27 protein-coding genes are annotated in these 23,056 nt (G+C 43.1%); 25 read left to right on the forward strand and 2 right to left on the reverse strand.

The genetic code is table 11. The features are described 5' to 3' along the window. Positions 1-8 precede the first annotated feature (8 nt). The 7 genes from L3J70_08770 to L3J70_08800 all read left to right on the forward strand — a co-directional run bounded on the left by L3J70_08770 (position 9) and on the right by L3J70_08800 (position 8,241). Complete coding sequence (locus L3J70_08770) at positions 9-1,211, forward strand: DUF2220 family protein (protein MCF6236442.1); 1,203 nt, start codon at positions 9-11, stop codon at positions 1,209-1,211. 135 nt (positions 1,212-1,346) lie between these two features. Further along, entirely contained in the window at positions 1,347-1,604 is a 258-nt protein-coding gene (locus L3J70_08775; protein MCF6236443.1) for an AbrB/MazE/SpoVT family DNA-binding domain-containing protein, read from the forward strand. Then, positions 1,591-1,980 (forward strand): type II toxin-antitoxin system VapC family toxin, encoded by a 390-nt coding sequence (locus L3J70_08780; GenBank protein ID MCF6236444.1) that lies wholly within the window; start codon positions 1,591-1,593, stop codon positions 1,978-1,980. Before L3J70_08775 ends, L3J70_08780 begins: the two co-directional genes overlap by 14 nt. A 186-nt stretch (positions 1,981-2,166) precedes the next feature. Further along, the gene (gene leuB / locus L3J70_08785; protein MCF6236445.1) at positions 2,167-3,246 is read left to right on the forward strand and encodes a 3-isopropylmalate dehydrogenase; all 1,080 of its coding nucleotides are present in this window, start codon (positions 2,167-2,169) and stop codon (positions 3,244-3,246) included. Between the two features lie 17 nt (positions 3,247-3,263). Continuing rightward, complete coding sequence (locus tag L3J70_08790) at positions 3,264-4,289, forward strand: aspartate-semialdehyde dehydrogenase (protein MCF6236446.1); 1,026 nt, start codon at positions 3,264-3,266, stop codon at positions 4,287-4,289. A 204-nt stretch (positions 4,290-4,493) separates the two neighbouring features. After that, entirely contained in the window at positions 4,494-6,875 is a 2,382-nt protein-coding gene (locus L3J70_08795; GenBank protein MCF6236447.1) for a hypothetical protein, read from the forward strand. 160 nt (positions 6,876-7,035) lie between these two features. Beyond that, on the forward strand, positions 7,036-8,241 hold the full coding sequence (locus L3J70_08800; protein MCF6236448.1) for a TraB/GumN family protein: 1,206 nt from the start codon (positions 7,036-7,038) through the stop codon (positions 8,239-8,241). Here L3J70_08800 and L3J70_08805 read toward each other — a convergent pair. Together L3J70_08805 and L3J70_08810 are read right to left on the reverse strand one after the other, a co-directional pair. Further along, the gene (locus tag L3J70_08805) at positions 8,238-8,552 is read right to left on the reverse strand and encodes a hypothetical protein (GenBank protein MCF6236449.1); all 315 of its coding nucleotides are present in this window, start codon (positions 8,550-8,552) and stop codon (positions 8,238-8,240) included. The two genes, L3J70_08800 and L3J70_08805, sit on opposite strands and share 4 nt — an antisense overlap. Before the next feature lie 55 nt (positions 8,553-8,607). Continuing rightward, entirely contained in the window at positions 8,608-9,123 is a 516-nt protein-coding gene (locus tag L3J70_08810) for a DnaJ domain-containing protein (protein MCF6236450.1), read from the reverse strand. Positions 9,124-9,247: 124 nt separating this feature from the next. On the opposite strand from L3J70_08810, the gene L3J70_08815 reads away from it, so the two are divergent. The 18 genes from L3J70_08815 (at position 9,248) to queC (ending at position 23,044) form a co-directional block, all read left to right on the forward strand. Continuing rightward, positions 9,248-9,493: a zinc ribbon domain-containing protein gene (locus L3J70_08815; GenBank protein MCF6236451.1), complete on the forward strand. Its 246-nt coding sequence runs from the start codon at positions 9,248-9,250 to the stop codon at positions 9,491-9,493. An 86-nt stretch (positions 9,494-9,579) separates the two neighbouring features. Beyond that, entirely contained in the window at positions 9,580-11,367 is a 1,788-nt protein-coding gene (aspS, locus tag L3J70_08820; protein MCF6236452.1) for an aspartate--tRNA ligase, read from the forward strand. A gap of 13 nt (positions 11,368-11,380) precedes the next feature. Next, on the forward strand, positions 11,381-12,481 hold the full coding sequence (gene nadA, locus L3J70_08825; GenBank protein ID MCF6236453.1) for a quinolinate synthase NadA: 1,101 nt from the start codon (positions 11,381-11,383) through the stop codon (positions 12,479-12,481). Positions 12,482-12,495: 14 nt separating this feature from the next. After that, positions 12,496-13,239, forward strand: a complete 744-nt coding sequence (locus tag L3J70_08830; GenBank protein MCF6236454.1) for a YebC/PmpR family DNA-binding transcriptional regulator — start codon at positions 12,496-12,498, stop codon at positions 13,237-13,239. Positions 13,240-13,242: 3 nt separating this feature from the next. Next, positions 13,243-13,758: a crossover junction endodeoxyribonuclease RuvC gene (gene ruvC, locus L3J70_08835; GenBank protein ID MCF6236455.1), complete on the forward strand. Its 516-nt coding sequence runs from the start codon at positions 13,243-13,245 to the stop codon at positions 13,756-13,758. Next, entirely contained in the window at positions 13,755-14,369 is a 615-nt protein-coding gene (gene ruvA / locus L3J70_08840) for a Holliday junction branch migration protein RuvA (GenBank protein ID MCF6236456.1), read from the forward strand. Before ruvC ends, ruvA begins: the two co-directional genes overlap by 4 nt. Before the next feature lie 6 nt (positions 14,370-14,375). Continuing rightward, positions 14,376-15,431: a Holliday junction branch migration DNA helicase RuvB gene (ruvB, locus tag L3J70_08845; GenBank protein MCF6236457.1), complete on the forward strand. Its 1,056-nt coding sequence runs from the start codon at positions 14,376-14,378 to the stop codon at positions 15,429-15,431. Further along, complete coding sequence (gene ybgC, locus L3J70_08850; protein ID MCF6236458.1) at positions 15,424-15,867, forward strand: tol-pal system-associated acyl-CoA thioesterase; 444 nt, start codon at positions 15,424-15,426, stop codon at positions 15,865-15,867. Before ruvB ends, ybgC begins: the two co-directional genes overlap by 8 nt. Further along, entirely contained in the window at positions 15,857-16,537 is a 681-nt protein-coding gene (gene tolQ / locus L3J70_08855; protein MCF6236459.1) for a protein TolQ, read from the forward strand. Before ybgC ends, tolQ begins: the two co-directional genes overlap by 11 nt. Before the next feature lie 25 nt (positions 16,538-16,562). Beyond that, positions 16,563-16,994 carry a protein TolR gene (tolR, locus tag L3J70_08860; GenBank protein ID MCF6236460.1) on the forward strand — a complete coding sequence of 144 codons (432 nt, stop codon included), beginning with the start codon at positions 16,563-16,565 and terminating at the stop codon, positions 16,992-16,994. Further along, positions 16,995-17,900, forward strand: a complete 906-nt coding sequence (tolA, locus tag L3J70_08865) for a cell envelope integrity protein TolA (protein MCF6236461.1) — start codon at positions 16,995-16,997, stop codon at positions 17,898-17,900. 30 nt (positions 17,901-17,930) lie between these two features. Continuing rightward, positions 17,931-18,374 (forward strand): N-acetylmuramoyl-L-alanine amidase, encoded by a 444-nt coding sequence (locus tag L3J70_08870; protein MCF6236462.1) that lies wholly within the window; start codon positions 17,931-17,933, stop codon positions 18,372-18,374. Next, on the forward strand, positions 18,368-18,817 hold the full coding sequence (locus L3J70_08875; protein ID MCF6236463.1) for a hypothetical protein: 450 nt from the start codon (positions 18,368-18,370) through the stop codon (positions 18,815-18,817). The genes L3J70_08870 and L3J70_08875 overlap by 7 nt, the downstream gene beginning before the upstream one ends. Before the next feature lie 114 nt (positions 18,818-18,931). Next, positions 18,932-20,197 (forward strand): Tol-Pal system beta propeller repeat protein TolB, encoded by a 1,266-nt coding sequence (tolB, locus tag L3J70_08880; GenBank protein MCF6236464.1) that lies wholly within the window; start codon positions 18,932-18,934, stop codon positions 20,195-20,197. Between the two features lie 36 nt (positions 20,198-20,233). Beyond that, positions 20,234-20,779, forward strand: a complete 546-nt coding sequence (gene pal / locus L3J70_08885; protein MCF6236465.1) for a peptidoglycan-associated lipoprotein Pal — start codon at positions 20,234-20,236, stop codon at positions 20,777-20,779. After that, positions 20,779-21,681, forward strand: a complete 903-nt coding sequence (gene ybgF, locus L3J70_08890; protein MCF6236466.1) for a tol-pal system protein YbgF — start codon at positions 20,779-20,781, stop codon at positions 21,679-21,681. The genes pal and ybgF overlap by 1 nt, the downstream gene beginning before the upstream one ends. Positions 21,682-21,702: 21 nt before the next feature. Continuing rightward, a complete protein-coding gene (gene queE / locus L3J70_08895; GenBank protein MCF6236467.1) occupies positions 21,703-22,353 on the forward strand; it encodes a 7-carboxy-7-deazaguanine synthase QueE in 651 nt (216 codons plus the stop codon). 13 nt (positions 22,354-22,366) lie between these two features. Then, positions 22,367-23,044, forward strand: coding sequence for a 7-cyano-7-deazaguanine synthase QueC (gene queC / locus L3J70_08900; protein ID MCF6236468.1), 678 nt, complete (start codon positions 22,367-22,369; stop codon positions 23,042-23,044). Positions 23,045-23,056: the final 12 nt, after the last annotated feature.

Genomic DNA, 23,056 nt, shown 5'->3' on the forward strand with positions numbered 1-23,056 from the left:
ATCGAACCATGCTCTGGACTCAAGCCAAAGACTTGCAAAAACAAATACAGCGCCTTTGGGATCGGGGCATTATTCTTAACAGTTTATTGTGTGACAAACCTGTCTTTCCCATACGTTTGTTATTAAAAACGCCCACTAGCAAAGAGCTGTCGGAAAACTTTGATCAAGTCAGGCAGTGGATTTCATCATTACAAGACATAAAAAGTTTACGTCTAGAAATGAAGACAATACAACATCGCATTCTCGGTGAAAACCAGGTTCCCGCAGCCATTTGGTTAGACAGTCTGGACGATGCTATCAAGATACTCCGCGTGAAAAATGACGTTCAAACATTCTCTGAGCTTATTGCGCTGACGAAAAAAAATCACCCCGCACTCATTGACTGGATAAAAAATCACTGCATAAAAACCTGGCAACTTGCCGAGGCATGGCCAAAACTACTTGATGTTATTGACTGGATAAAAAGAAACCCAAATTCCGGAATTTATCTGAGACAAGTGGACATTCCTGGCATTGATAGTAAATTCATCGAACATCACCGAAAGATACTGACAACATTATTGGATTTATCGTTACCTGACAGCGCCATTAAGCAGCACGCTACTGGAGCACGTCACTTTGCTCAGCGATACGGCTTTCAGGGCAAGCCCACAAGAGTGCGTTTTCGTATACTCGACCCAGACATTCAACTGATCCCCGGCAATTGTCAAGACTTGACCGTCAGTCATGCAGCATTTAGTCAGTTAGATGAAAACCCTCAAATCAAAACTCAACTGAAAACATTAATTATTACTGAAAATGAAATCAACTTTCTGGTATTTCCAGAAATGCAACATAGCATGGTGATTTTTGGTGCAGGTTACGGTTTTGAATTTTTGAGTAATGTAAGCTGGTTATCCCAATTAAATATTTACTACTGGGGGGATATTGACACGCATGGCTTTGCAATCCTGGATCAACTAAGGGCTAAGTTGCCACACACGACAAGTATTTTGATGGATGAAAAAACGCTGCTAGATCATCGATCATTCTGGGAGTTGGAGCATAAACCTTCAATACGAGAATTGACAAAATTAAGTCCAAAAGAAAATCAGCTATATCATAATTTGATAAATAATACTTTTGCCGACAAATTGCGTTTGGAGCAAGAGAGAATTGGTTATGCCTATGTATTAGCGGCGTTGACGGAAAAAATCGGTTGCACGCTTTAGCCGATCGGTTGTTCCTGCTATTCATTTTTGGCTAAAAAAGTGGAGGTATAGCTTTTAATAGAATAGACTTGATACTTACTAATAACCTGCTCATAATAATATTTCTTACCGCTATTCTTACTGGGGAATTAATATATGCTAGCTGCCACAGTAAAGCTCTCAAGCAAGGGGCAAATCGTTATTCCGAAGGATGTTCGTGATTCACTACATTGGGGAGTGGGTGTAGAGCTGGTTTTGTTGACAACAGAACATGGTGTTATGTTGCAAACCAAATCACCTGAGAAGAAGAGACTCTCGGCAAAATCTCTACGTGGGTTTTTACAACATACTGGTGAGCCTGTTTCAACCAAACAATTATGTCAGCCAGTCGAGTATGACAATGATCGCTTTTGACACAAACTTATTAGTACGCATCGCTGTTAATGACGACCATCGACAAGCTGAAATAGCAGAACAATTACTTGATTTAAATGAAATATTTATTTCACGGACGGTGTTGCTAGAAACTGAGTGGGTATTACGCTCTGTTTACAAAAATTCATGTAATGATATTGCTACATTTTTTGAAAATGCCTTGATGACCAAGAATCTTATGATAGAAAATTCTCTAGAAGTTGGTCACGCCCTTGAGTGGTATAAATTAGGTGCTGATTTTGCAGATGCTATGCACCTTTGCATTTGTGGAGAAAACAGACTCCACACCTTTGATATTGGGTTCTGTAAGGCCGCTCATAATCTCCGTATAACACCAGAATTTAAAGTTTTGTAAATCGACTCAACCCGTTGTTTTTACTCCTATGAAAAATAATCCGTCGAAACGCACATCTTTTGAGCGTCGTGCTGCTTTGCAAGCATTGATGCTAGCCAGAATCGGAATATGTCGTTATTTATGACTGAGGGGATATGGTGTAGAATTCCATAAAAATTTTAAATATTTAATTCAGGCAGTAAATTAATGACAAAAAAGATAGCCGTGTTACCGGGTGATGGAATTGGCCCAGAGATTGTGAATGAAGCCATTAAGGTTTTGGAGTGCCTGAGAGGTGACTTTGGCTTTGCAATGGATATTGAGCATGGATTGGTCGGCGGCAGTGCTTTTGATGCATCCGGCTCACCTCTGCCTGAGGCGACTTTGACGCTGGCAAAATCAGCGGATGCTATTTTGTTAGGCGCAGTGGGTGGTCATCAGTGGGAGCATCTTGATATTGCGGTTCGCCCTGAAAAAGGGTTGCTTGGTTTGCGCGCCGAGCTTGAGCTTTTTTCTAATTTACGTCCCGCCATTTTATATAAACAATTGGCGAATGCGTCCACTCTAAAGGAAGAGGTGGTCGCTGGGCTGGATATCATGATTGTGCGTGAGTTAACCGGCGGAATCTATTTTGGACAGCCACGAGGAATACGTACGCTGGAGAATGGAGAGCGCCAAGGATTTAATACCTTGGTTTATTGTGAATCTGAAATCGAACGCATTGCCCATTCTGCGTTTGAAATTGCAATGAAGCGTGATAAACGTGTCTGCTCTATTGATAAAGCCAATGTATTGGAATGTACAGAGCTTTGGCGTGAAGTCATGGAGCGAGTTGCAAAAAATTATCCTGAAGTGGCTTTGAGTCATATGTATGTCGATAATGCAGCCATGCAGTTGGTTCGTGCGCCCAAGCAATTTGATGTGATGGTAACAACCAATATGTTTGGTGACATTCTCTCTGATTGTGCTGCCATGTTAACGGGTTCAATCGGCATGTTGCCATCGGCTTCGCTGGATGCCAATGGTAAAGGTATGTATGAGCCTATTCACGGCTCTGCACCAGATATTGCCGGGAAAAATGTCGCCAATCCATTGGCGACAATTTTATCAGTCGCGATGATGTTGCGTTACTCCTTGAATGAGCCTGAACTTGCGGATCGAATTGAAGCCGCAGTCAGTTCTGTGTTGGATCAAGGCTTGCGAACAGCGGATATTTATACAGATGGTTCACGAAAAGTGAGTACTTCTGAAATGGGCTTTGCTGTTGTTGCGGCATTAAAAGTTTAATTATAGGTCAGTTGAAAATGAGCAAAAAATTCGATGTTGTGATTGTGGGCGCAACAGGTGCCGTCGGTGAGGCACTGTTGTCTATTCTTGAGCAGCGTGACTTTCCCGTAAACAATTTATATTTGTTGGCAAGTAAACGTTCGGCTGGGCGTGAGCTCACTTTTAAAGGAAAACCCATTGTTGTAGAAGACTTGGCTGATTTTGACTTTTCAAAAGCAAAAATCGGGCTTTTTTCAGCAGGAGGCTCTATTTCTGAAGTGTATGCGCCAAAGGCCGCTGCGAAAGGGTGTATTGTCATTGATAATACCTCTCACTTTCGTTATGACGATGAAATTCCATTAGTTGTGCCTGAAGTAAATCCGCATGCTATCGGTGATTATAAAAACCATAATATTATTGCAAACCCAAACTGCTCGACCATTCAGATGTTGGTGGCTTTAAATCCAATCCATCAGGCGGTGGGTATTACACGGATTAATGTATGCACTTATCAAGCGGTGTCAGGCACAGGCATTGATGCGATTAAAGAGTTGAATCAGCAGTCGGCCGCTGTGCTCGCAGGTGATGCTGTCTCATGCGATGTTTACCCCAAACAAATCGCTTTTAATGTATTGCCTCAGATTGATGTGTTTCTGGAAAATGGCTACACCAAAGAAGAGATGAAAATGGTGTGGGAAACGAAAAAAATATTTGAAGATGATGCTATTTTGGTGAATCCGACGGCGGTACGCGTTCCTGTTATTTATGGGCACTCTGAAGCAATTCATATTGAAACGCGCGATCGAATTAGTGCTGATGAAGTGACTGAATTGCTAAAAAAAGCGCCTGGTGTTGTTGTGCTGGATGAGCGTAAAGCGGGTGGTTTTCCCACTGCGGTGAGTGAAGCAGCGGGGGAAGATCCGGTTTATGTTGGGCGAATTCGTGATGATATTTCACATTCCCATGGTATTGATTTGTGGGTTGTGGCCGATAATGTTCGCAAGGGTGCTGCATTGAATAGTGTGCAGATTGCTGAAACTCTTATCAAAGATTATCTTATTTAGGGCGCTATAGTAGATAGTGAGTCCATGTTTGAATGAAAACAAGAGATGAATAAATTAATCTGTCGTTGCTGAATTGGTGTGGTGACTGGTTTTTTCGTAGAATACTGTGAGTAGTGAACAGAGTTCTAAGTAAATTACAGGCTTATGTTTCAGGTTCATAATTATTATACAACGACTTTATAACGTTGAGGTTAGCTTAAAGGGATGCAAATTAAACGCTTATTTCCTTGTATTCTGAGTGCATCAGTCGCTCTGGGTATGCTGTCATCTTCCAATGCGGTTGCTTTGGGTTTGGGAGATATCGAGGTTCACTCATCATTAAATCAACCTCTGGATGCAGAAATTAAACTGTTTTCACTGGATGAAGGTGATTTTAAATCATTAAGTGTAGAGCTGGCTTCGCCAGAAATATTTGATCGCAAAGATCTGGATCGGTTGGCTGTTCTGGGTAAACTTCATTTTGAGGTCACTCATATTGATGGCGAGCCCTATGTCATAGTACGTAGTGATGAGCCTATTATCGAACCTTTCCTTGATTTTCTTGTTGAAGTGAACTGGAGTCGAGGTCGACTGATTCGTGAATATACGTTGCTGCTTGATCCGCCTGATTTGACTACAGAAAAACCTGCGCCAGTAAGTGCACCTGCAACAACTCATGCGATACCTGTCAGACCGAAAGAGCGTGCCGAGCCTGTCAACGACAGACTTGTTATAAACGATGATGGCTCAATCTCTTATGGCGCAACGGAACGACATGACACTTTATGGAAAATAGCACTGGAGATGCGCCCAGACTCTTCAGTGAGCGTGTTTCAAGCCATGATGGCGCTTTTAAAAGCCAATCCTGAGTCTTTTTACAAAAACAATATTAACAGCCTTAAAGCCGGCTATATATTGCGTATTGATGATGTTGCTCGTTTTACAGCGATCAATAAAAAACAGGCAAGCGAAGAGTACACAATTCAAAGTCAGCAATGGCAAGCGATTAAGCAAGGCAAAGCACAAATTTCTGGAGAAAATACTCATAAATTACAGGGTGAACCTGATAGCACAGTTATTGCTGAAGCACCGGCAGCAAGAAAACCAATACAGCCAGCCAGGCTTGAACTAGCAGCACCTGATGATGGCGCTCTGAATAAGGCTGGAGGGTCAGCAGATGAGTTGTCTGCAAATATTGAAAGATTACAAAATGATTTAGAGTTGGCATTGCAGAGTAATGCAGCGACTGAAAAAGAGAATGCTCTGTTACAGAGTCGTTTGGTTGAGCTTGAAAACCAGATCAGTGAATTGAAGCGCTTGCTCAGTATTGAGTCAGGTGTGTTGTCAAATTTGCAAAATAGAGAAGCAGATGTGATCGCTACCACGTCTGATAACGAACAGATTGCGCAAACTCCAACAGTGACCGGCGAACCGCAGCAAGCAGCGACCCCACCAGTCACTTCTGTAGCGCAAGTAGATCAACAAAAAGAAGACGCAAAGCCCGAATCTTTTATTGGTGGGCTACTTAAAGATCCAACAGCACTTGGTTTAGTGGCTGGGGTTGGTTTAGGTTTATTGGCGCTGGGTGCGATTGTGGTGCGTCGGCGTTCACGTGATAATGAGTCACTTGATGATGATAGTTATGCTGAATTCACAACGCCACTCACTGAAGAGCCTGAAACAGACTCACGTGATATTTCAGCCAATGATAAGGGCGACGCTGCTACTGAAACTGTAACAACGACTGAGAAAACGGTTGATGCAGAAGAGGATATGCAGCTTGATTATGAAATTGATCCCATTGATGAGGCTGATGTATATATCGCTTATCGACGTTACCCTCAAGCAGAAGATTTATTGAAAGAAGCGATTCAGATTGATCCCGATCGAAACGAACTGCATGTTAAATTATTAGAAATTTATGCGGCAACGGGTGAACAGGATGCATTCATTGTACAAGCGGAGCTACTCAACGAATCAATAAGGCCTGGAGAAGATCGCTTGTGGAGTGAAGTTTCATCAATGGCTTCCAAGGTCTGCCCTGGTCATGCGCTATTCCAGAATGGTGAGCAAGCCGAGTTGCAACAGGAGGATGAAGCAACTCAGATGTTTAACTTTGATGCTAATGCATTGAGTGAGTCGTCACTTCTATTGTCTGAAGAGATTGATCTAACGGGTGATGATAAATTGCTTGAAGGCACGCTGGTTACAGAAGATCTGAACCCACCAAAGAAAAAATCTTTAGAAAGTGAGCTTGAATCAGAGTCTAAAGATGATAACAGTATCGCTTTTGAAGGTGGCTTGGGCGAGGGTTTGGCACCTTTGGTTAAAAACTCAGAAGAGTTGGCCGAATCATTGAGTGATCTGGAGGAGTTGCCTCATGTAGAGGGTGAATTTTCGATTCCAGAGGCATCATTAGCCGATGCTGACTCAGGTGATGATTGGTTGTCTAAAATGGATGAGATAGGAACTCGGTTGGATCTGGCGCGCGCTTATATTGATATGGGGGATGATGGCGGAGCTGTAGAAATACTGAACGATGTTATGGAAAAAGGAGATGACCAGCAGAAAAAAGATGCCTTGGATTTGATGCAACAACTTTCATAACGGCCTCCTGCATTTTGTTATTCGTTCCCATGCGCCCGCGTGGGAATACCGTGCAACTCTCACCACTTAAAAAACTTCTCATTACAGATTTATTGAAATGCTTGGCATTTTTTTGTTAGTGTCTGGAATAAATGAGTATCTTCAATTCTTAGGAGTAATTGTGTCGGCGAACTCGAACTTACCAGATCAGCCTTTTGTAACAGTTAAGATTGGCGAGCAATGTATTACGTTGCTTGGAACGGCGCATGTCTCCAAGGTCAGTGCTGATGCAGTGAAGTCAATGTTGAGCAGTCAACAATATGATGCGGTTGCTGTTGAGCTTTGCCCCAGTCGTTATAACGCAATGATTGATCCAGATGCTTTAGCACAGATGGATCTTTTTCAGGTGGTGCGTGAGCGTAAAGTTTCAATGGTGGCAGCGAGTTTGGCATTGGGTGCTTTTCAGCAACGTATTGCTGAGCAGTTTGGCGTTAAGCCCGGTGCAGATATGTTTGCGGCTGTAGAGTATTCCCAGGATGAAAAAATACCTATATTCCTTGTGGATCGTGAAATGGGTATCACGCTGAAACGTATATATCATAATATCCCATGGTGGCAACGTTTTAATTTGGTGTCTGGGCTGTTGGCGAGTGTCGTTTCCAAAGAGAAGGTGAGTGAAGAAGATATTGAGCGTCTAAAGGAGGGGGACCTATTGGAGTCAACCTTTTCTCAGTTTGCTGAGGAATCCCAAACTCTTTTTTTACCATTAATTGATGAACGTGATCGCTATATGGCTGCTCGCCTGCTACAAGAAGTAGAGAAAAAATCATTTCGGAATCTATTGGTTGTTGTGGGTGCGGGGCATCTGAGTGGTATAGAAAAATATCTTTTACAATCACAGCAAAAACCAGAGCAAGTCATTGATGAACTAGAAGTTGTTCCTGTAAGCCGAGGCTGGTTGAAAATAGTGCCTTGGGTTATTGTTGGGTTGATTTTACTGGGTTTTGCTTTAGGTTTTTCACATAGTAGTGATTTGGGTTGGTCACTTGTTGCTGGGTGGGTTTTAATTAATGGTGGGCTATCGGCGCTCGGAGCCGCGATAGCAGGAGCTCATCCATTAACAGTTGTGGGCGCTTTTATTGCGGCACCTATAACCTCTTTGAACCCTATGGTGGGTGCAGGTATGGTGACTGCGATGATAGAGATCTATATACGCAAGCCCAAGGTGGCGGATTTTAACCAATTGAAGCACGACACGACTCACTTTAAAGGATGGTGGAAAAATCGTGTAACACGTACTTTGCTTATTTTTATATTGAGCACACTTGGGTCTGCGATAGGGACTTATGTTGCAGGTTTTTTTATTTTCGAGCGGTTGACTCGTTAAGGATCTGGACGCCACTCACCTGTAAATGTATCTATATCCTCTTGTTTGAGCCGGCCATTGACATAGAGGTCGTCAAGAGTTTTTCGAGTAATAATTTGTTGAGGGTTATTGCTGTATTTCCATTCATGTTGAATGGTCAGTTCAAATACAGTTGCCATAATATCATCAAAGCGAATCTTGTATCGGTGAGCCAGTTGGTTGAAATCCTTCGTTGTCAGTGGTGCTCCTTTATTTTTGAACTCTTCAGTTACTAATGCTGCTAATGCGATATCCCATTGATGTTCTTCCACTTTGAAATCCCTTTTTACCATTAAATTTCTCTATTATATAAATTATTTTGCCCGAATTATAGTAAAATTTTTTACTTTATTTGCGATCCTTGTTCTGATTTAGCAAGAAGTCTTTGGCCTGGTTGATTTGGGTGGCCAAGTGAGTTGAGCCACCACGGTCGGGGTGAAATTTTTGCATAAGCCGTTTGTGTGCAGTCACAATCTCTTTTTTTGATGCGCCAGGTGTAAGGCCGAGCGTTTTATAAGCTTCATCTATACTATGAGTACCTGCGCGGGTTTGATTGAATTGCTGGCCTGTTTGATTTTTTGCTTTGTGGCGATTAAATAAACGGCGCAGTAGTGGAAGGTTCATCAGTAGCATAGGAAGAAAGCGCTTCATGAGCGGCAGGAGTATTGCAATCATCGCGCTGATGGCTGCAAATAACCAATGTAGTCGTCCCGTGAGTGCTAACAATATAACAATGCCAATAACAAAAAGTAGTGCACTTTTACGTAGAGTTTGTGCAACTTCTTTGGCAGATGTGCGAGTGAACCAATTTAATAAAATCATCACTATGATCACAATGGCAGCGATGATGATGAGCATTCTCATTGAGTTACTTTACACTCCAGGTGTTGCAGGGAATAATGCTGTATATGTTATCATAGCTCTGTTTTTTCGAACATGATTCAGCGAATCGAAATATTGTTTTAAGTGTTTAGAGGTTTATGTTGTTATGCCAATTTATGAATATAAGTGCGGTGCTTGTGGGCACCAGCTGGAAAAGATACAAAAAATGAGTGATGAGTCATTGAAAGATTGCCCCGAATGTGAAAAGCCTGAATTGGCAAAAATGATATCAGCGGGAGGGTTTAGCTTGAAAGGCTCGGGTTGGTATGAGACTGATTTTAAAAATAGTGGTAAAAAAGAAGCGCCAAGCTCTGCATGTGGTACGAGTGCTTGCCCAGCTGAAAACAGTTAATAACGGGGCGCAGAGTTGCACCAAATGCTGTCAAACCGTACTATTTCCACCTTTATTGAATTATAGCTAATAGGAAAACAGGTCTTATGCGTACCCACTATTGTGGTCATGTTAATGAATCTCATCTGGATCAAGATGTTGATGTTTGTGGCTGGGTTCACAACCGTCGTGACCACGGCGGTGTGATCTTCATCGATTTACGTGACCGTGAAGGGGTCGTTCAGGTGGTTTTTGATCCTGATACCCGTGATAGTTTTGCAATGGCAGAGCGTGTTCGCGGTGAATATATTCTGAAAATAAGAGGTAAAGTCCGTGCTCGTCCTGACGGTACGGTCAATGAAAATATTCCGACAGGAAAAATTGAAATTCTAGGTAAGACTCTGGAAATTCTCAGCGTTGCTGAAACGCCTCCTTTTGTTGTTGATGATGATCTGGATGCAAATGAAGATATTCGTTTGCGTTATCGCTATGTTGATTTACGTCGCCCACAGATGCTGGCGCGCATTCAGTTTCGTTCGCGTGTAACGCACTATTTGCGTGATTTTCTGGATAGCCATGGCTTTCTTGATGTCGAGACACCGATTTTGACCAAATCAACTCCTGAAGGTGCACGAGATTATTTGGTACCAAGCCGTACTCATAACGGCGAGTTTTTTGCATTGCCGCAATCACCTCAGCTGTTTAAACAGTTACTGATGATGTCGGGTGTGGATCGCTATTACCAAGTGGCGCGTTGTTTTCGTGATGAAGATTTACGGGCGGATCGTCAGCCTGAATTTACTCAGCTGGATATCGAAACATCGTTCATGTCTGATGATCAGATTATGAACTTGATGGAGGAGATGATTCGCGGCGTATTCAAGCAAGAGCTTCAAGAAGCTTTGCCGAGTGAATTTCCTCGTATGACTTATGCTGAATCTATCAGTCGTTTCGGCATAGATCGCCCCGATTTACGCATTTCACTGGAACTGGTGGATGTCGGTGATTTGATGGCTGAGGTCGATTTTAAAGTATTTGCTGGGCCTGCGAATGACCCCAAAGGGCGCGTCGCTGCACTGCGTCTACCTAAAGGGTGTGAGCTGAGCCGCAAACAGATTGATACTTACACTAAATATGTCAGTATTTATGGTGCAAAAGGTCTGGCTTATATTAAGGTCAATAAATTGGCTGATGGCCGAGCGGGTTTGCAATCTCCGATTCTTAAATTCTTGCCGGATGAGGTTATTGAATCCATTATGAAGCGCGTGGCTGCAGAAGATGGAGATCTGGTCTTCTTCGGGGCTGATAAAGCAAAAATTGTAAATGAATCTTTGGGTGCGTTGCGTGTCAAGTTAGGCCATGAACATGATTTTATTGAGCATGGCTGGAAGCCTGTTTGGATCGTTGATTTTCCAATGTTCGACTGTGATGACAAAACGGGTCAACTCAATGCATTGCATCATCCATTCACTGCACCTAATGTGGACAGCGTTGAAGCGCTAGAGAGTGACCCAGAAAACTGCTTATCGATTGCTTATGATTTAGTGCTGAATGGCACAGAAGTCGGTGGTGGCTCGATTCGTATCAATAATGAAGGCATGCAGCAAAGCGTATTAAAGTTATTGGGTGTTGATGAAGAGGAGGCACGAGATAAATTTGGATTTTTGCTGGATGCGTTGAAGTATGGTTGTCCTCCTCATGGCGGGATTGCTTTTGGTCTGGATCGTCTGGTGATGTTGATGTGTGGTGCATCATCGATTCGTGATGTGATTGCGTTTCCAAAAACTCAATCAGCCGCGTGTTCGTTGACCTCAGCGCCTTCCGCTGTGGATGATACTCAACTAAAAGATTTGGGCATCCGTTTACGCAAGAAAATTTCAGAGCAGAACAACTAGCAGGTTTTTAGGTATGTCTGTAAACACAATTGAATTTCAAACGATCGCTCGCATGGATGAGGATGAGTGTCAGACGCGTATTGTTGCAGCCAAGGAAAAGCTGGGCGATCGCCTGGTGATATTAGGCCATCACTATCAGCGTGATGAAGTTTTTCAACATGCTGACTTTAGTGGCGACTCATTGAAACTGTCCCGTGATGCGGCGCAGTCGAGTGCTGAGTACATCATTTTTTGTGGTGTACATTTTATGGCTGAGGTTGCAGATATTCTATCGCGGCCTGATCAAATCGCTATTTTACCCGATTTGAATGCCGGCTGTTCGATGGCTGATATGGCTAATCGAGTTAATGTTGAACGTGCCTGGAAAGAGCTTTCAGAAGTGCTGGATCCTGATGTCAGCATTACACCGGTGACGTACATTAATTCAGCAGCAGATCTGAAGGCATTTTGTGGTCGTCATGGCGGCATTGTTTGCACTTCATCCAATGCTGAACGGGTATTAAAATGGTCTTTTCAACAGCGTGAAAAAATCTTATTTTTCCCCGATCAGCATTTGGGGCGAAATACTGCCTATAAAATGGGCATTCCATTAGATGAAATGGTCGAGTGGGATTTTGATAAACCTATGGGTGGCCTGACTCCAGATGCCATCCGTAACGCAAAAATGATCTTATGGAAAGGTTTTTGTTCGGTGCATCAGGTATTCCAAGTCACACATATTGAACAGTTTCTTGAAAAGTACCCTGAAACGAAAGTGATATCTCACCCAGAATGTTCTTTTGATGTGTGTCAAAAATCGGAATATGTGGGTTCCACTGAATTTATTATTAATACAATCAATGCGGCTCCTTCAGGAACGCGCTGGTTGGTAGGCACAGAGCTGAATCTGGTGAATCGTGTGGCTGAAAAGAACAGTGCAGCGGATAAAAATGTTCACTTTATGTCACCCACGCTTTGTATGTGTTCGACGATGTACCGTATTGATCCGCAGCATCTGTTATGGGTTCTGGAAAATTTGGTTGAAGGTCGTGTGGTGAACCGTATTCAAGTGCCGGAAGATGAGGCGGTCAATGCCAGGCTTGCTTTAGAGCGTATGTTTGAAGTGTCTGTTTAAAAGGTATAAGAGTTATGGCGGGTCACAGTAAATGGGCAAATATTCAACACCGTAAAGGCGCACAGGATGCCAAACGCGGTAAGTTGTTTACTCGATTAATACGTGAGATTACGATTGCTTCGCGAATGGGCGGATCCGATGTCGGCTCAAATCCGCGCCTACGTTTAGCTATTGATAAAGCACTTGCGGGCAATATGACTAAAGATACCATTGAGCGTGCAGTCAAACGTGGTGCTGGAGAGTTGGAAGGTCAGGATTTCGACGAAATACGTTACGAAGGTTATGGGCCGGGGGGCGTGGCGGTCATGGTTGATTGCATGACAGATAATAAAAATCGCACAGTCTCTGAGGTGCGTCATGCTTTTAGTAAACGCGGCGGCAATTTGGGTACAGATGGGTCAGTCTCTTATCTATTTAGCAAGCAGGGAATCATAAGTTACCCCGCTGGTACAGATGAAAACGTGATTATGGAAGCAGCATTAGATGCCGGTGCAGATGATGTGGTGAGTCATGATGATGGTTCAATTGAAGTGCTGACCACAGAAGAAACTTTTGTCGATATTAAAGAAGCATTGGTTGCAGCTGGGCTGAAACCTGAACATGCTGAAGTGACCATGAAAGCTTCAACAACTGTTGAGCTGGATTTTGATGGTGCACAAAAAATGTTGGCTTTGATTGATATGCTGGAAGAGCTGGATGATGTGCAGGATGTCTATTCAAATGTTGATATTTCTGATGAAGTGATGGCGCAGTTATAGCGGGTGCGCATTCTTGGTATTGATCCCGGCTCTCGTATTACGGGCTACGGGATCATTCAAATTGAAAACAGAAAAGCATGTTATGTTGCATGTGGTGCGATTCGCGCTGAAGGTGAAAACTTCCCTGATCGTCTGAAGACTATTTTTGAAGGTGTTCATAACGTTGTGTCATCTTATCAGCCTGACGAAATGGCAATTGAGAAGGTTTTTGTAAAATTGAATATTGATTCCGCTTTGAAATTGGGGCAAGCACGCGGCGCGGCTATCTGCGCCACAATCGGTGCGGAATTAAGTGTGGCTGAATATACGCCTACACAGATTAAAAAAGCAGTGGTGGGTCACGGTCATGCAACAAAAGCACAAGTGCAACACATGGTGCGTGTATTATTGAACCTGTCTGCAACGCCGCAATCCGATGCAGCGGATGCGTTAGCGATTGCATTATGTCACTTTAATACAAGTCAGACGATGGCACAGGTGGGGAGTGCGAAGAGTATGGTAAGAGGGCGGTGGCGATGATAGGGCGTTTACGAGGCCAGTTACTTGAAAAAAAGGTACCTGAATTATTAGTCGATGTGCAGGGTGTGGGTTACGAAGTTAATGCACCCATGACAACATTTTACGTCTTGCCTGAAGTGGGCAATGAAGTGGTACTTTATATTCACTTTGTGGTTCGGGAAGATGCACAGTTGCTTTATGGTTTTGCAAGCGAAGCAGAACGCACACTGTTTCGCCATCTGATTAAAGTCAATGGTGTCGGACCAAAACTGGGGCTGACTATTTTATCTGGAATTGCTGTAGATGACTTTGTTTGCTGTGTTCAGGAAGAAGATAGTGCGACACTGGTGCGCTTGCCAGGTATTGGTAAAAAAACGGCAGAGCGTCTGATTATTGAGATGCGTGACCGCTTGAAAGATTGGGGTCACACAGCCTCTTCGGATCTGGCTGGGCAGGCTACTCAATCTGTGCAGCAGGTCAAAAAAAGCCCAGTGTCTGATGCTGTCAGTGCATTGGTTGCATTGGGTTATAAACCACAAGAAGCCAGTCGTATGGTACGTAATATTGAAACTCAAGATTTGCCGAGTGAAGATATTATTCGTTTGGCACTGCAATCATCGGTTAAAAAATAATCTGAAATGATCGAACCTGAACGCTTAATAGCTGCACAAAATACGACCCCTGAAGAGGAGAGTATTGATCGTGCGATTCGCCCTAAGCGATTAGTCGATTATGTTGGGCAGCCAGTTGTTTGTGAACAGATGGAAATTTTTATTCATGCGGCCAAAAAGCGTGAAGAGGCGCTGGATCATGTGTTGATTTTTGGGCCGCCTGGGTTGGGTAAAACGACACTCGCTAATATTATTGCGACTGAAATGAGTGTGAACCTCAAGCAAACTTCCGGGCCTGTTTTGGAGCGCCCAGGTGATCTGGCGGCATTGTTAACCAATCTGGAAGCTCATGATGTTCTGTTTATTGATGAAATTCATCGTTTGAGCCCTGTGGTTGAAGAGGTGCTTTACCCCGCGCTGGAAGATTATCAATTGGATATTATGATTGGTGAAGGGCCGGCAGCGCGCTCTATCAAGCTTGATCTTCCGCCGTTTACGTTGGTGGGGGCAACGACTCGTGCAGGTTCGCTGACCTCTCCACTGCGTGATCGTTTTGGAATTGTGCAGCGATTGGAGTTTTATTCAGTGGCGGATCTGCTGACGATCGTGAAACGTTCTGCCAATATTTTAGGCTTGGATATGGAGCATGAAGGTGCCTTGGAAGTTGCACGCCGTGCGCGTGGAACACCACGTATTGCAAATCGCTTGTTGCGCCGTGTACGCGATTATGCAGAAGTTAAAGCCAATGGAAAAATCTGTGGTGACGTGGCAGTTAAAGCACTGGATCTGTTAAGCGTTGATAGTCATGGCTTTGATATGCTGGATCGAAAGTTACTACTGTCCATTATTGAGAAATTTGATGGCGGGCCTGTTGGGGTGGATAATTTGGCAGCAGCCATTGGCGAAGAGCGCGGTACAATAGAAGATGTTCTGGAGCCTTTTTTGATTCAACAAGGATTTATGATGCGCACGACACGAGGGCGCGTTGCAACGAACAGCACTTATCTGCATTTTGGGCTAAAACCACCGACATCTGATAATAAGCCGATAGCGCCAGATCTATTTGGTGAGCAAGGTGAGTAGTTTTAAATGGCCAGTACGTATTTATTACGAAGATACAGATAGCGGTGGGGTTGTCTATTATGCTAATTATCTGAAGTATATGGAGCGTGCACGTACCGAGTGGCTGCGCAGTTTCGGTATTGAACAGCCTCAATTGCAAGAGAAGCATGGCGTTGTTTTTGTAGTGCGTTCAGTTGCGCTAGAATATTTAAGACCCGCGCGATTTAATGATTTTTTACAAGTGACCGTTGTTTTGAAAAAATGCGGCAAAGCCAGTATGGTGATGGAGCAAACAGTCTATCGCGTGACCTGTTCCACAAATACCAAATTGGAATTGAATGATAATGGAGAGCTTTTGTGCCAAGGAAGGATTAAAATTGCTTGTGTTGATGCAATCACTTTTAAAGCTCGTTCTATACCACAATCTGTATTAGGAGAAATAACAGATGAATGTTGATCTATCACTGGTGCATTTAATCAGTAATGCCAGTTTGTTAGTGCAGTTAGTCATGGTGATTTTATTACTTGCATCACTCATTTCATGGGCCATGATTTTTCGTAAATGGTCTCTTCTGAAAAAAGCATCCAATGCAGCAGATGACTTTGAGGATCGTTTTTGGTCGGGTAAGGATTTGTCCAATCTCTATTCACAAGTGTATTCCGATCGACACAATGCCTCGGGTATGGAAAGTATTTTTATGGCTGGTTTCACTGAATTTGCACGAATGCGCAAACGCACTGGAGTTGAGCCTGCGGCGCAACTGGAAGGGCCACACCGAGCAATGCGCGTTGCATTGAATCGTGAAGTGGATTCTTTAGAGGTGAATTTATCATTTTTGGCAACGGTGGGTTCAATCAGCCCTTATATTGGTCTGTTTGGAACAGTGTGGGGCATCATGAATGCTTTTCGTGGTTTGAGTGGGGTGCAACAAGCAACGATTGCTATGGTGGCTCCCGGGATTTCTGAAGCATTGATTGCAACTGCAATGGGCTTGTTTGCCGCAATTCCAGCGGTGATTGCATATAATCGTTACTCTGCAGATGTTGAGCGCTTAGTGAATCGTTTTGATAATTTTTCAGATGAATTTTATACAATTTTACAGCGTAAAGTACATTCACCCAGTTAAATTAAAACAGAAATAGGTGAAGCCGATGGTTAATGGACGTATTAGAAAACGCCCCATAAGCGAAATTAATGTCGTACCGTACATTGATGTTATGTTGGTGCTACTGATTATTTTTATGGTCACAGCTCCTTTGATGACTCAGGGAGTACAGGTTGACTTGCCTCAGGCAAGTTCTGAAGCGATCGAATCCAATGAAAAAGAGCCTCTTCAGCTCACAGTTGATGCGAATGGTAATTATTATATGAATATAGGGGGTGATCCTGAAGAAGCAATTGATGCTGAAACAGTGGTGCTGCGAACATCTACGACTTTGCGTAATCAACCGGGTACACCTGTGTATGTTCGGGGTGATGTTGATGTTGATTATGGGTCTGTGATTCAGGCAATGGTGTTGTTGCAGCAAGCGGGAGCATCAAGTGTTGGATTGATCACCGCAGCGCCTGATAACAGCAAATAAATGTTTAAAGATCTTCCATACTTTTTACTTTCAGCATTGATTCATGGCGTTCTTATTGCCGTGTTGTTGTTTAGTTTTACTTGGGAAGTTGAGTTGCAAAAGCCAATCAGCATTGTAAAAGCGGTCGTCATTAATGATGAACAGTTGCAGGCTGAAATAGCAAGGATTAAAGAAGAAACCATACGTAAACAGGCGGAGGAAGCGCAACGCCAAGCGGAACTGGAGCAGAAGACTCTATTGGCTGAAGAGAAGAGGGAAGCTGAAAAACAACGCTTGATTGAGTTAGAAAAAGAGAAGCGAGCTGAAGAGAAACGATTGGTTGAACTGGAAAAGAAACAGCAAGAGGAGCTTAAACGCCAAGCAGAAGAGAAAATAAAGCAAGAGATTGAAGCAAAACGGCTTGCTGAGCTAAAAAAGAGAGAAGAGGAAGAGAGAAAAAAACAAGAGGCGCTTAAAGCTAAAAAAGCCGCTGAAGAAAAACGATTAGCTGAAGAGAAAAAGAAAAAAAAGGCCGAAAAGAAGCGGCGCGCTGAAGAGGCTAAACGTAAAAAAGAACAAGAAGCCAAAGAGGCTGCGGCTAAACAAAAAGCGGATGCTGAAGCACAAACAAAGCGTAATAAAGAATTAAAAGTATTGAGTGCAAAATATGTTGATACGATTAAGCAACATGTTGAGCGCTACTGGCGTAGACCTCCGAGCGCAGTAGAGGGTTTGTCTTGTACGGTGAAAGTAAAACAAGTTAAGGGTGGAGAGGTGGTGAGCGCGAAGGTTGGTGTTTGCAATGGTGATCTGGTTGTACAGCGCTCTATCGAGCATGCTGTGTTGCGAGCTTCGCCTCTGCCATCGCCACCAGATCCAGATGTGTTCGAGAGGAATCTGATATTTGTTTTTAAACCCGAGGATTAACTTCCTGTTAGCTTTTTAAAGGAGAATATAATGTTTTTAATAGATATGCATGGAAAAGTAATTCACAAGAGAATTAAATTAAAAATTAGCCTACCGATAGAAAAAAGGCCAATGAATAAGGTTCGTGGAATAATAGTACACCAAACTGGTGGAACAACGGCTAAATCAGCATTTAATAGTTATAATTCTGGGAAATCGGGCACACATCGAAGAGAAATGGCCAAAAATGTTCCAAACAGGTATCCCTCCAATCAAGATAGCATAGGAATTGAAATTGTTGGGCAAGCGTTCCCTGTTAATGAGCCTGATCATGATAAAAGAACATACGAAGCATTAACAAAAGAGCAAGGCGATTCTCTCAAATGGCTTATCCAAGAATTAAGGTTCTCTCTTAAAGTGCCGTTAACGGAAATATTTCGACACCCTACTGTTTCTTACAAAAATAAAACAGAAGCGGCTACAGCATCATGGTAAAACTTATACTGCCCTTTTTTATCACTGTAGCACTAGTAGGTTGTTCAATCACCAATAATACGGGACAAACTCAGCAGCCACTAGATTTTAAAACCATTCATATTGATAGCAATGGTTCCTATTCTGGTTACATCAGTTCTAATGAGACAGTGGAATCTTGTAAAACATTCATTCTGAATAAATCTGAAATTATAAAATTTTTCAAACATTCACGAACAGCAACATCAAGAGAATATGCACACGATTTAATTGCATCTAATTGCTATGCAAGTGGAAGTTTTACAATTTCAAATGGCATTGAGGGAACGTGGAAAATTGATCGTGCTCGAAGAGGGTTAATTAATTATAACAATAATGCAAATACAAAATACTATTATTGCGCTGAATGTAAGAGTGCATTATTTTATGAGTCATGTGACATAGAATGTATTCATGGTCAATAGAATAATAAGTGATACGAAGGACTATAATTAGCTCCATTGGGCATGGCGATATAAGTTGGATCTTTTATGAAAAAAATTGCTTTATATTTATTCAGTGTATGCCTGTGCTTCTTGATGGTTTCACAAGCACAGGCCGTGCTGAAAATTGAGATTACACAAGGTGTTTCCAGTGCGATACCGATCGCTGTTGTCCCTTTTGGCATGGAGGGGGTGGCCAACGTCCCAGAGGACTTCGCTAAAATTATTTCAGCAAACTTACATCGCAGTGGCCGTTTTAAGCCATTGCCCGAAAAAGATTTTCTTTCACGCCCGACAACCGCATCAAAAGTTCGGTTTAAAGAGTGGCGCATGTTGAAAGCTGAAAGTTTGGTGGTGGGAAAAGTACGCCATGTCAATAATGGTTATGTTGTTCAATTCCATCTTTTGGATGTGCTGAGTGGTAAACGCTTATTGGGTTATACGATTCCTGCAAGAGGTAAGGTGCTACGAGGACATGAGCTGCGTTATGCGGCGCATCAAATCAGTGATATTATTTATAAAGAGCTGACAGGAACCGCTGGTGCATTTGCGACACAAATAGCCTATGTAACTTCCGTATTGGAAGCCGATAACAAACCGCGTTATTCACTTTTAGTTGCGGATGCAGATGGTGAAAACCCACGTGCGGTTTTAACTTCAAAGTGGCCGATTATGTCACCTTCATGGTCTCCTGATGGGCAGCGTTTGGCTTATGTCTCTTTTGAAACGCAGCGCCCAGTTATTTATATACAGGAGCTGTTGACTGGGGAGCGGAAGCGTTTGAAGTCATTTAAAGGTTTAAACGGTGCTCCATCCTGGTCACCTGATGGTAAACAATTGGCTGTGGTTTTATCGCGTGATGGTAACCCGGAAGTGTATGTGTATGATCTTGCACGTGATAAGCTACGTCGCTTGACGCGTAATCGTGCCATAGATACTGAGCCCGTATGGGCACCGGATGGAAACAGTATTGTGTTTACTTCGTCTCGTAGTGGTGGTGCACAGCTTTATCAAATTCCTGTCGCAGGGGGGCGGCCAAAACGATTGACTTTTGAGGGCAAATATAATTCGCGTGCGGCTTTTTCTGCCGATGGCAAGTTATTAGCTATGGTGCATCGAGAGCAAGGTAAGTACTATATCGCTATAAAAGATTTGGAGAGAGGAGGGGTTCGCCTGCTATCCGAAGGGGGATTGGATGAATCCCCCAGTTTTTCACCGAATGGAAGCATGATTATTTACGCAACAAAAAGTAGAGGCAAGAGTGTTTTAGCTATTGTCTCCGTCGATGGCTATGTTCGACAGCGACTTTCACAAACAGGTGATGTTCGTGAACCAGCATGGTCTACATTCAAATTAAATTAATATCAAACAAATAGCAGAATCTAGGAGATTAAAATAATGAAACCACATTCAAAACTATTAGGGTTGGCTGCCCCCGCATTTATATTAATGGGCTGTAGTTCTACTGGAGAGGTGGTGGAGCCTGTTGAAGAGGTTCTTGCTCCTGTTGTTATTGAAGAGCGTGTAGAGCCGTCCGTCATAACGATGCCTGTTGAATCTATTGCTTCTGAAATAACGGAAGCCTACAGTGGTGATGAATTAGATGATCCTGATAGTATTTTGGCCGTTCGTGTGATCTATTTTGAATATGATTCCAGTGAAATTAAGGATGAATTTCATTCCGTTATTAGTGCTCATGCAGCGTACCTTATTGATAACCCCGATGCATTTTTAGTTCTTGAAGGCCATGCAGATGAACGTGGTACTCGTGAATACAATATGGCTCTGGGCGAGCGTCGTGCGAACTCAGTACAGAATACATTGTTGTTACAAGGGGTCTCAGCCAATCAACTGGAGGTCGTCAGTTACGGTGAAGAGCGCCCTGAAGAGGTGGGTTACGATGATAAAAATCGTCGTGTAGAGCTACGTTATCAAGGACGTTAATGAAAGTGAAAGGCTTTTCAGCACAGAATTTGTTTCAGCGACCTAGTGCAGGGACGGTGCTGTTTTTAGCGGTGTCAGTTGTGTTGCCTGTCAATGCTGAGTCGCTGGCACCTGTTGTGGAGGCGACATCAATACAGGCTAGGCAAAGTAACCTGATTGAAGAGCGCCTCAACAAGTTAGAGCGGTTACTGGATAGTCAGGTGCTAATGAATTTTTCATTGCGCCTGGATGAACTTGAAAACCAGCTGCAGCAGCTTCAGGGTGATACAGAGTTACAAATACATAATCAGGAAGGGATGAAACGAAGGCAGCAAGCGCTCTATCTGGATCTGGATCAGCGTCTGGAAGTGCTGGAAACAGGAGTTAAAGCAGATCAAGCCGAAAGCGTTGACTTGTCAATAGAGCCACCTGCTGAAGATTCCGAACCAATATTAGCGGTGTTTGATGATGAAAGAATACCCGATGCAACTTTAATCACGGCTGAAGGTTCAAGTGTGGTTGGATCTTCTAGCTCTGGAGATCCTGCACCGGACTACTCTGAAGCTTACTCGTTACTTAAAAATGGCCAGTATGATGAAGCAATTAATGCTTTCCAAAGTTTTTTGAAAAATCATTCAGAGACTGAATATGCAGATAATGCTCAATATTGGTTGGCTGAGGCTAATTATGTCACACGTCGTTTTAGTCAGGCGGTACGTGAATTTGGCTTGGTTATAAGTGATTACAGCAACAGTCAAAAAGTGCCTGGCGCTTTACTGAAAGTGGGTTACGCACATTATGAGCTAGAGGAGTGGCCACAAGCCCGCACATTTTTAGAAAAACTGGTCACTCAGTTTCCAGAAAGCAGTGCGGCACGCTTGGCAGAGAACCGTTTGAAGCGTATGGAAGAAGAAGGACGATAGGTTTTCTGTGTTTATTTTTTTATGTCGTTAGGTCATCGTTTACAACTTACAGAAATATTTTATTCTCTTCAGGGAGAGTCACGCAGTGTGGGTTGGCCAACGGTCTTTATCCGTCTGACGGGTTGTCCCTTACGCTGCAGTTATTGTGATACAAAATATGCTTATAAGGGTGGGCAGTGGCACTCTGTGCCGGATATCATGCAGCAAGTTGAAAGTTATAATACAACTTATGTGACCGTTACAGGAGGCGAGCCCTTAGCGCAAGACAACTGCCAGCCTTTGTTAGTTGAGCTATGTGATGCAGGTTATGAAGTCTCTCTGGAAACGAGTGGTGCGCTTGATATCTCCAAGGTTGACTCGCGTGTGATTCGTGTTGTAGATATTAAAACGCCAGGATCAGGCGAAGCCGATAAAAATCTGATTTCCAACTTCTCTTATCTATCTTCTAAAGATCAACTCAAGTTTGTTATATGCGATCAGGATGATTACCTTTGGTCGAAGGCATTGCTTGTTCAACATCAGCTTCCTGAACGCTGCGAAGTGTTATTCAGCACGTCACACGGTCAACTTGAAGATACAGTTTTAGCAAATTGGCTTCTTGAAGACCGCTTGCCTGTTCGTTTTCAAATACAACTTCATAAATACCTCTGGAATGACACACAAGGTAAGTAATGATCGTATGAGTATGCTTGATAAACCCGCCGCAGTTGTGCTTGTGTCGGGCGGTCTGGATTCAGCGACAACATTGGCAATAGCCAAAGAACAGGGATTCCGTTGTTACGCTTTAAGCTTTGATTATGGCCAAAGCCACAGCTCTGAGCTCTTAGCTGCAAAGCGGGTGGTGAGTTCAATTGGAGTTGAAAAACATAAGGTTGTTCATCTGGATATGCGTCAATTTGGTGGCTCGGCTCTCACGGATGATTCGATTGATATTCCAGAGCACTCTTGTGATGGTATTCCTGTCACATATGTTCCAGCACGTAATACTATTTTTTTGTCAATCGCACTGGGTTGGGCTGAAGTGCTGAATGCACAAGCGATATTTATCGGTGTCAATGCCGTTGATTATTCAGGTTATCCAGATTGCCGTTCAGAATATATCTCAGCATTCGAAAAAATGGCAAATCTGGCAACAAGAGCGGGCGTAGAAGGAGTTCCTTTCCATATTCATACACCATTAATTAATTTAACCAAGGCAGAAATTATAGCGAAAGGCTCTGCTCTAGGTGTGAATTTTTCTCAAACAATTTCTTGTTATGCTGCGGATAGTCAGGGACTAGCCTGTCGCGTCTGTGATTCATGTCGCTTGCGAGCTGTTGGGTTTCGAGATGCTGGGGTTTTAGATCCAACAAAATATCGGTAAAGGGGCTCTTTA

The organism is Gammaproteobacteria bacterium (assembly GCA_021648145.1).
GTDB lineage: Bacteria > Pseudomonadota > Gammaproteobacteria > JAADGQ01 > JAADGQ01 > S141-38.

Bases quoted from the DNA above. Each gene is read 5' to 3' on its own strand.
- aspS (MCF6236452.1), top strand. From the start codon at position 9,580: ATGCGTACCCACTATTGTGGTCATGTTAATGAATCTCATCTGGATCAA.
- pal (MCF6236465.1), top strand. From the start codon at position 20,234: ATGAAACCACATTCAAAACTATTAGGGTTGGCTGCCCCCGCATTTATA.
- L3J70_08795 (MCF6236447.1), top strand. From the start codon at position 4,494: ATGCAAATTAAACGCTTATTTCCTTGTATTCTGAGTGCATCAGTCGCT.
- tolA (MCF6236461.1), top strand. From the start codon at position 16,995: ATGTTTAAAGATCTTCCATACTTTTTACTTTCAGCATTGATTCATGGC.
- tolB (MCF6236464.1), top strand. From the start codon at position 18,932: ATGGTTTCACAAGCACAGGCCGTGCTGAAAATTGAGATTACACAAGGT.
- ybgF (MCF6236466.1), top strand. From the start codon at position 20,779: ATGAAAGTGAAAGGCTTTTCAGCACAGAATTTGTTTCAGCGACCTAGT.
- tolQ (MCF6236459.1), top strand. From the start codon at position 15,857: ATGAATGTTGATCTATCACTGGTGCATTTAATCAGTAATGCCAGTTTG.
- L3J70_08875 (MCF6236463.1), top strand. From the start codon at position 18,368: ATGGTAAAACTTATACTGCCCTTTTTTATCACTGTAGCACTAGTAGGT.
- queC (MCF6236468.1), top strand. From the start codon at position 22,367: ATGCTTGATAAACCCGCCGCAGTTGTGCTTGTGTCGGGCGGTCTGGAT.
- L3J70_08790 (MCF6236446.1), top strand. From the start codon at position 3,264: ATGAGCAAAAAATTCGATGTTGTGATTGTGGGCGCAACAGGTGCCGTC.
- L3J70_08780 (MCF6236444.1), top strand. From the start codon at position 1,591: ATGATCGCTTTTGACACAAACTTATTAGTACGCATCGCTGTTAATGAC.
- L3J70_08805 (MCF6236449.1), bottom strand. From the start codon at position 8,552: ATGGTAAAAAGGGATTTCAAAGTGGAAGAACATCAATGGGATATCGCA.
- nadA (MCF6236453.1), top strand. From the start codon at position 11,381: ATGTCTGTAAACACAATTGAATTTCAAACGATCGCTCGCATGGATGAG.
- L3J70_08870 (MCF6236462.1), top strand. From the start codon at position 17,931: ATGTTTTTAATAGATATGCATGGAAAAGTAATTCACAAGAGAATTAAA.
- L3J70_08815 (MCF6236451.1), top strand. From the start codon at position 9,248: ATGCCAATTTATGAATATAAGTGCGGTGCTTGTGGGCACCAGCTGGAA.
- L3J70_08770 (MCF6236442.1), top strand. From the start codon at position 9: ATGCTCTGGACTCAAGCCAAAGACTTGCAAAAACAAATACAGCGCCTT.
- leuB (MCF6236445.1), top strand. From the start codon at position 2,167: ATGACAAAAAAGATAGCCGTGTTACCGGGTGATGGAATTGGCCCAGAG.
- tolR (MCF6236460.1), top strand. From the start codon at position 16,563: ATGGTTAATGGACGTATTAGAAAACGCCCCATAAGCGAAATTAATGTC.
- L3J70_08810 (MCF6236450.1), bottom strand. From the start codon at position 9,123: ATGAGAATGCTCATCATCATCGCTGCCATTGTGATCATAGTGATGATT.
- L3J70_08775 (MCF6236443.1), top strand. From the start codon at position 1,347: ATGCTAGCTGCCACAGTAAAGCTCTCAAGCAAGGGGCAAATCGTTATT.
- ruvA (MCF6236456.1), top strand. From the start codon at position 13,755: ATGATAGGGCGTTTACGAGGCCAGTTACTTGAAAAAAAGGTACCTGAA.
- queE (MCF6236467.1), top strand. From the start codon at position 21,703: ATGTCGTTAGGTCATCGTTTACAACTTACAGAAATATTTTATTCTCTT.
- L3J70_08830 (MCF6236454.1), top strand. From the start codon at position 12,496: ATGGCGGGTCACAGTAAATGGGCAAATATTCAACACCGTAAAGGCGCA.
- ruvB (MCF6236457.1), top strand. From the start codon at position 14,376: ATGATCGAACCTGAACGCTTAATAGCTGCACAAAATACGACCCCTGAA.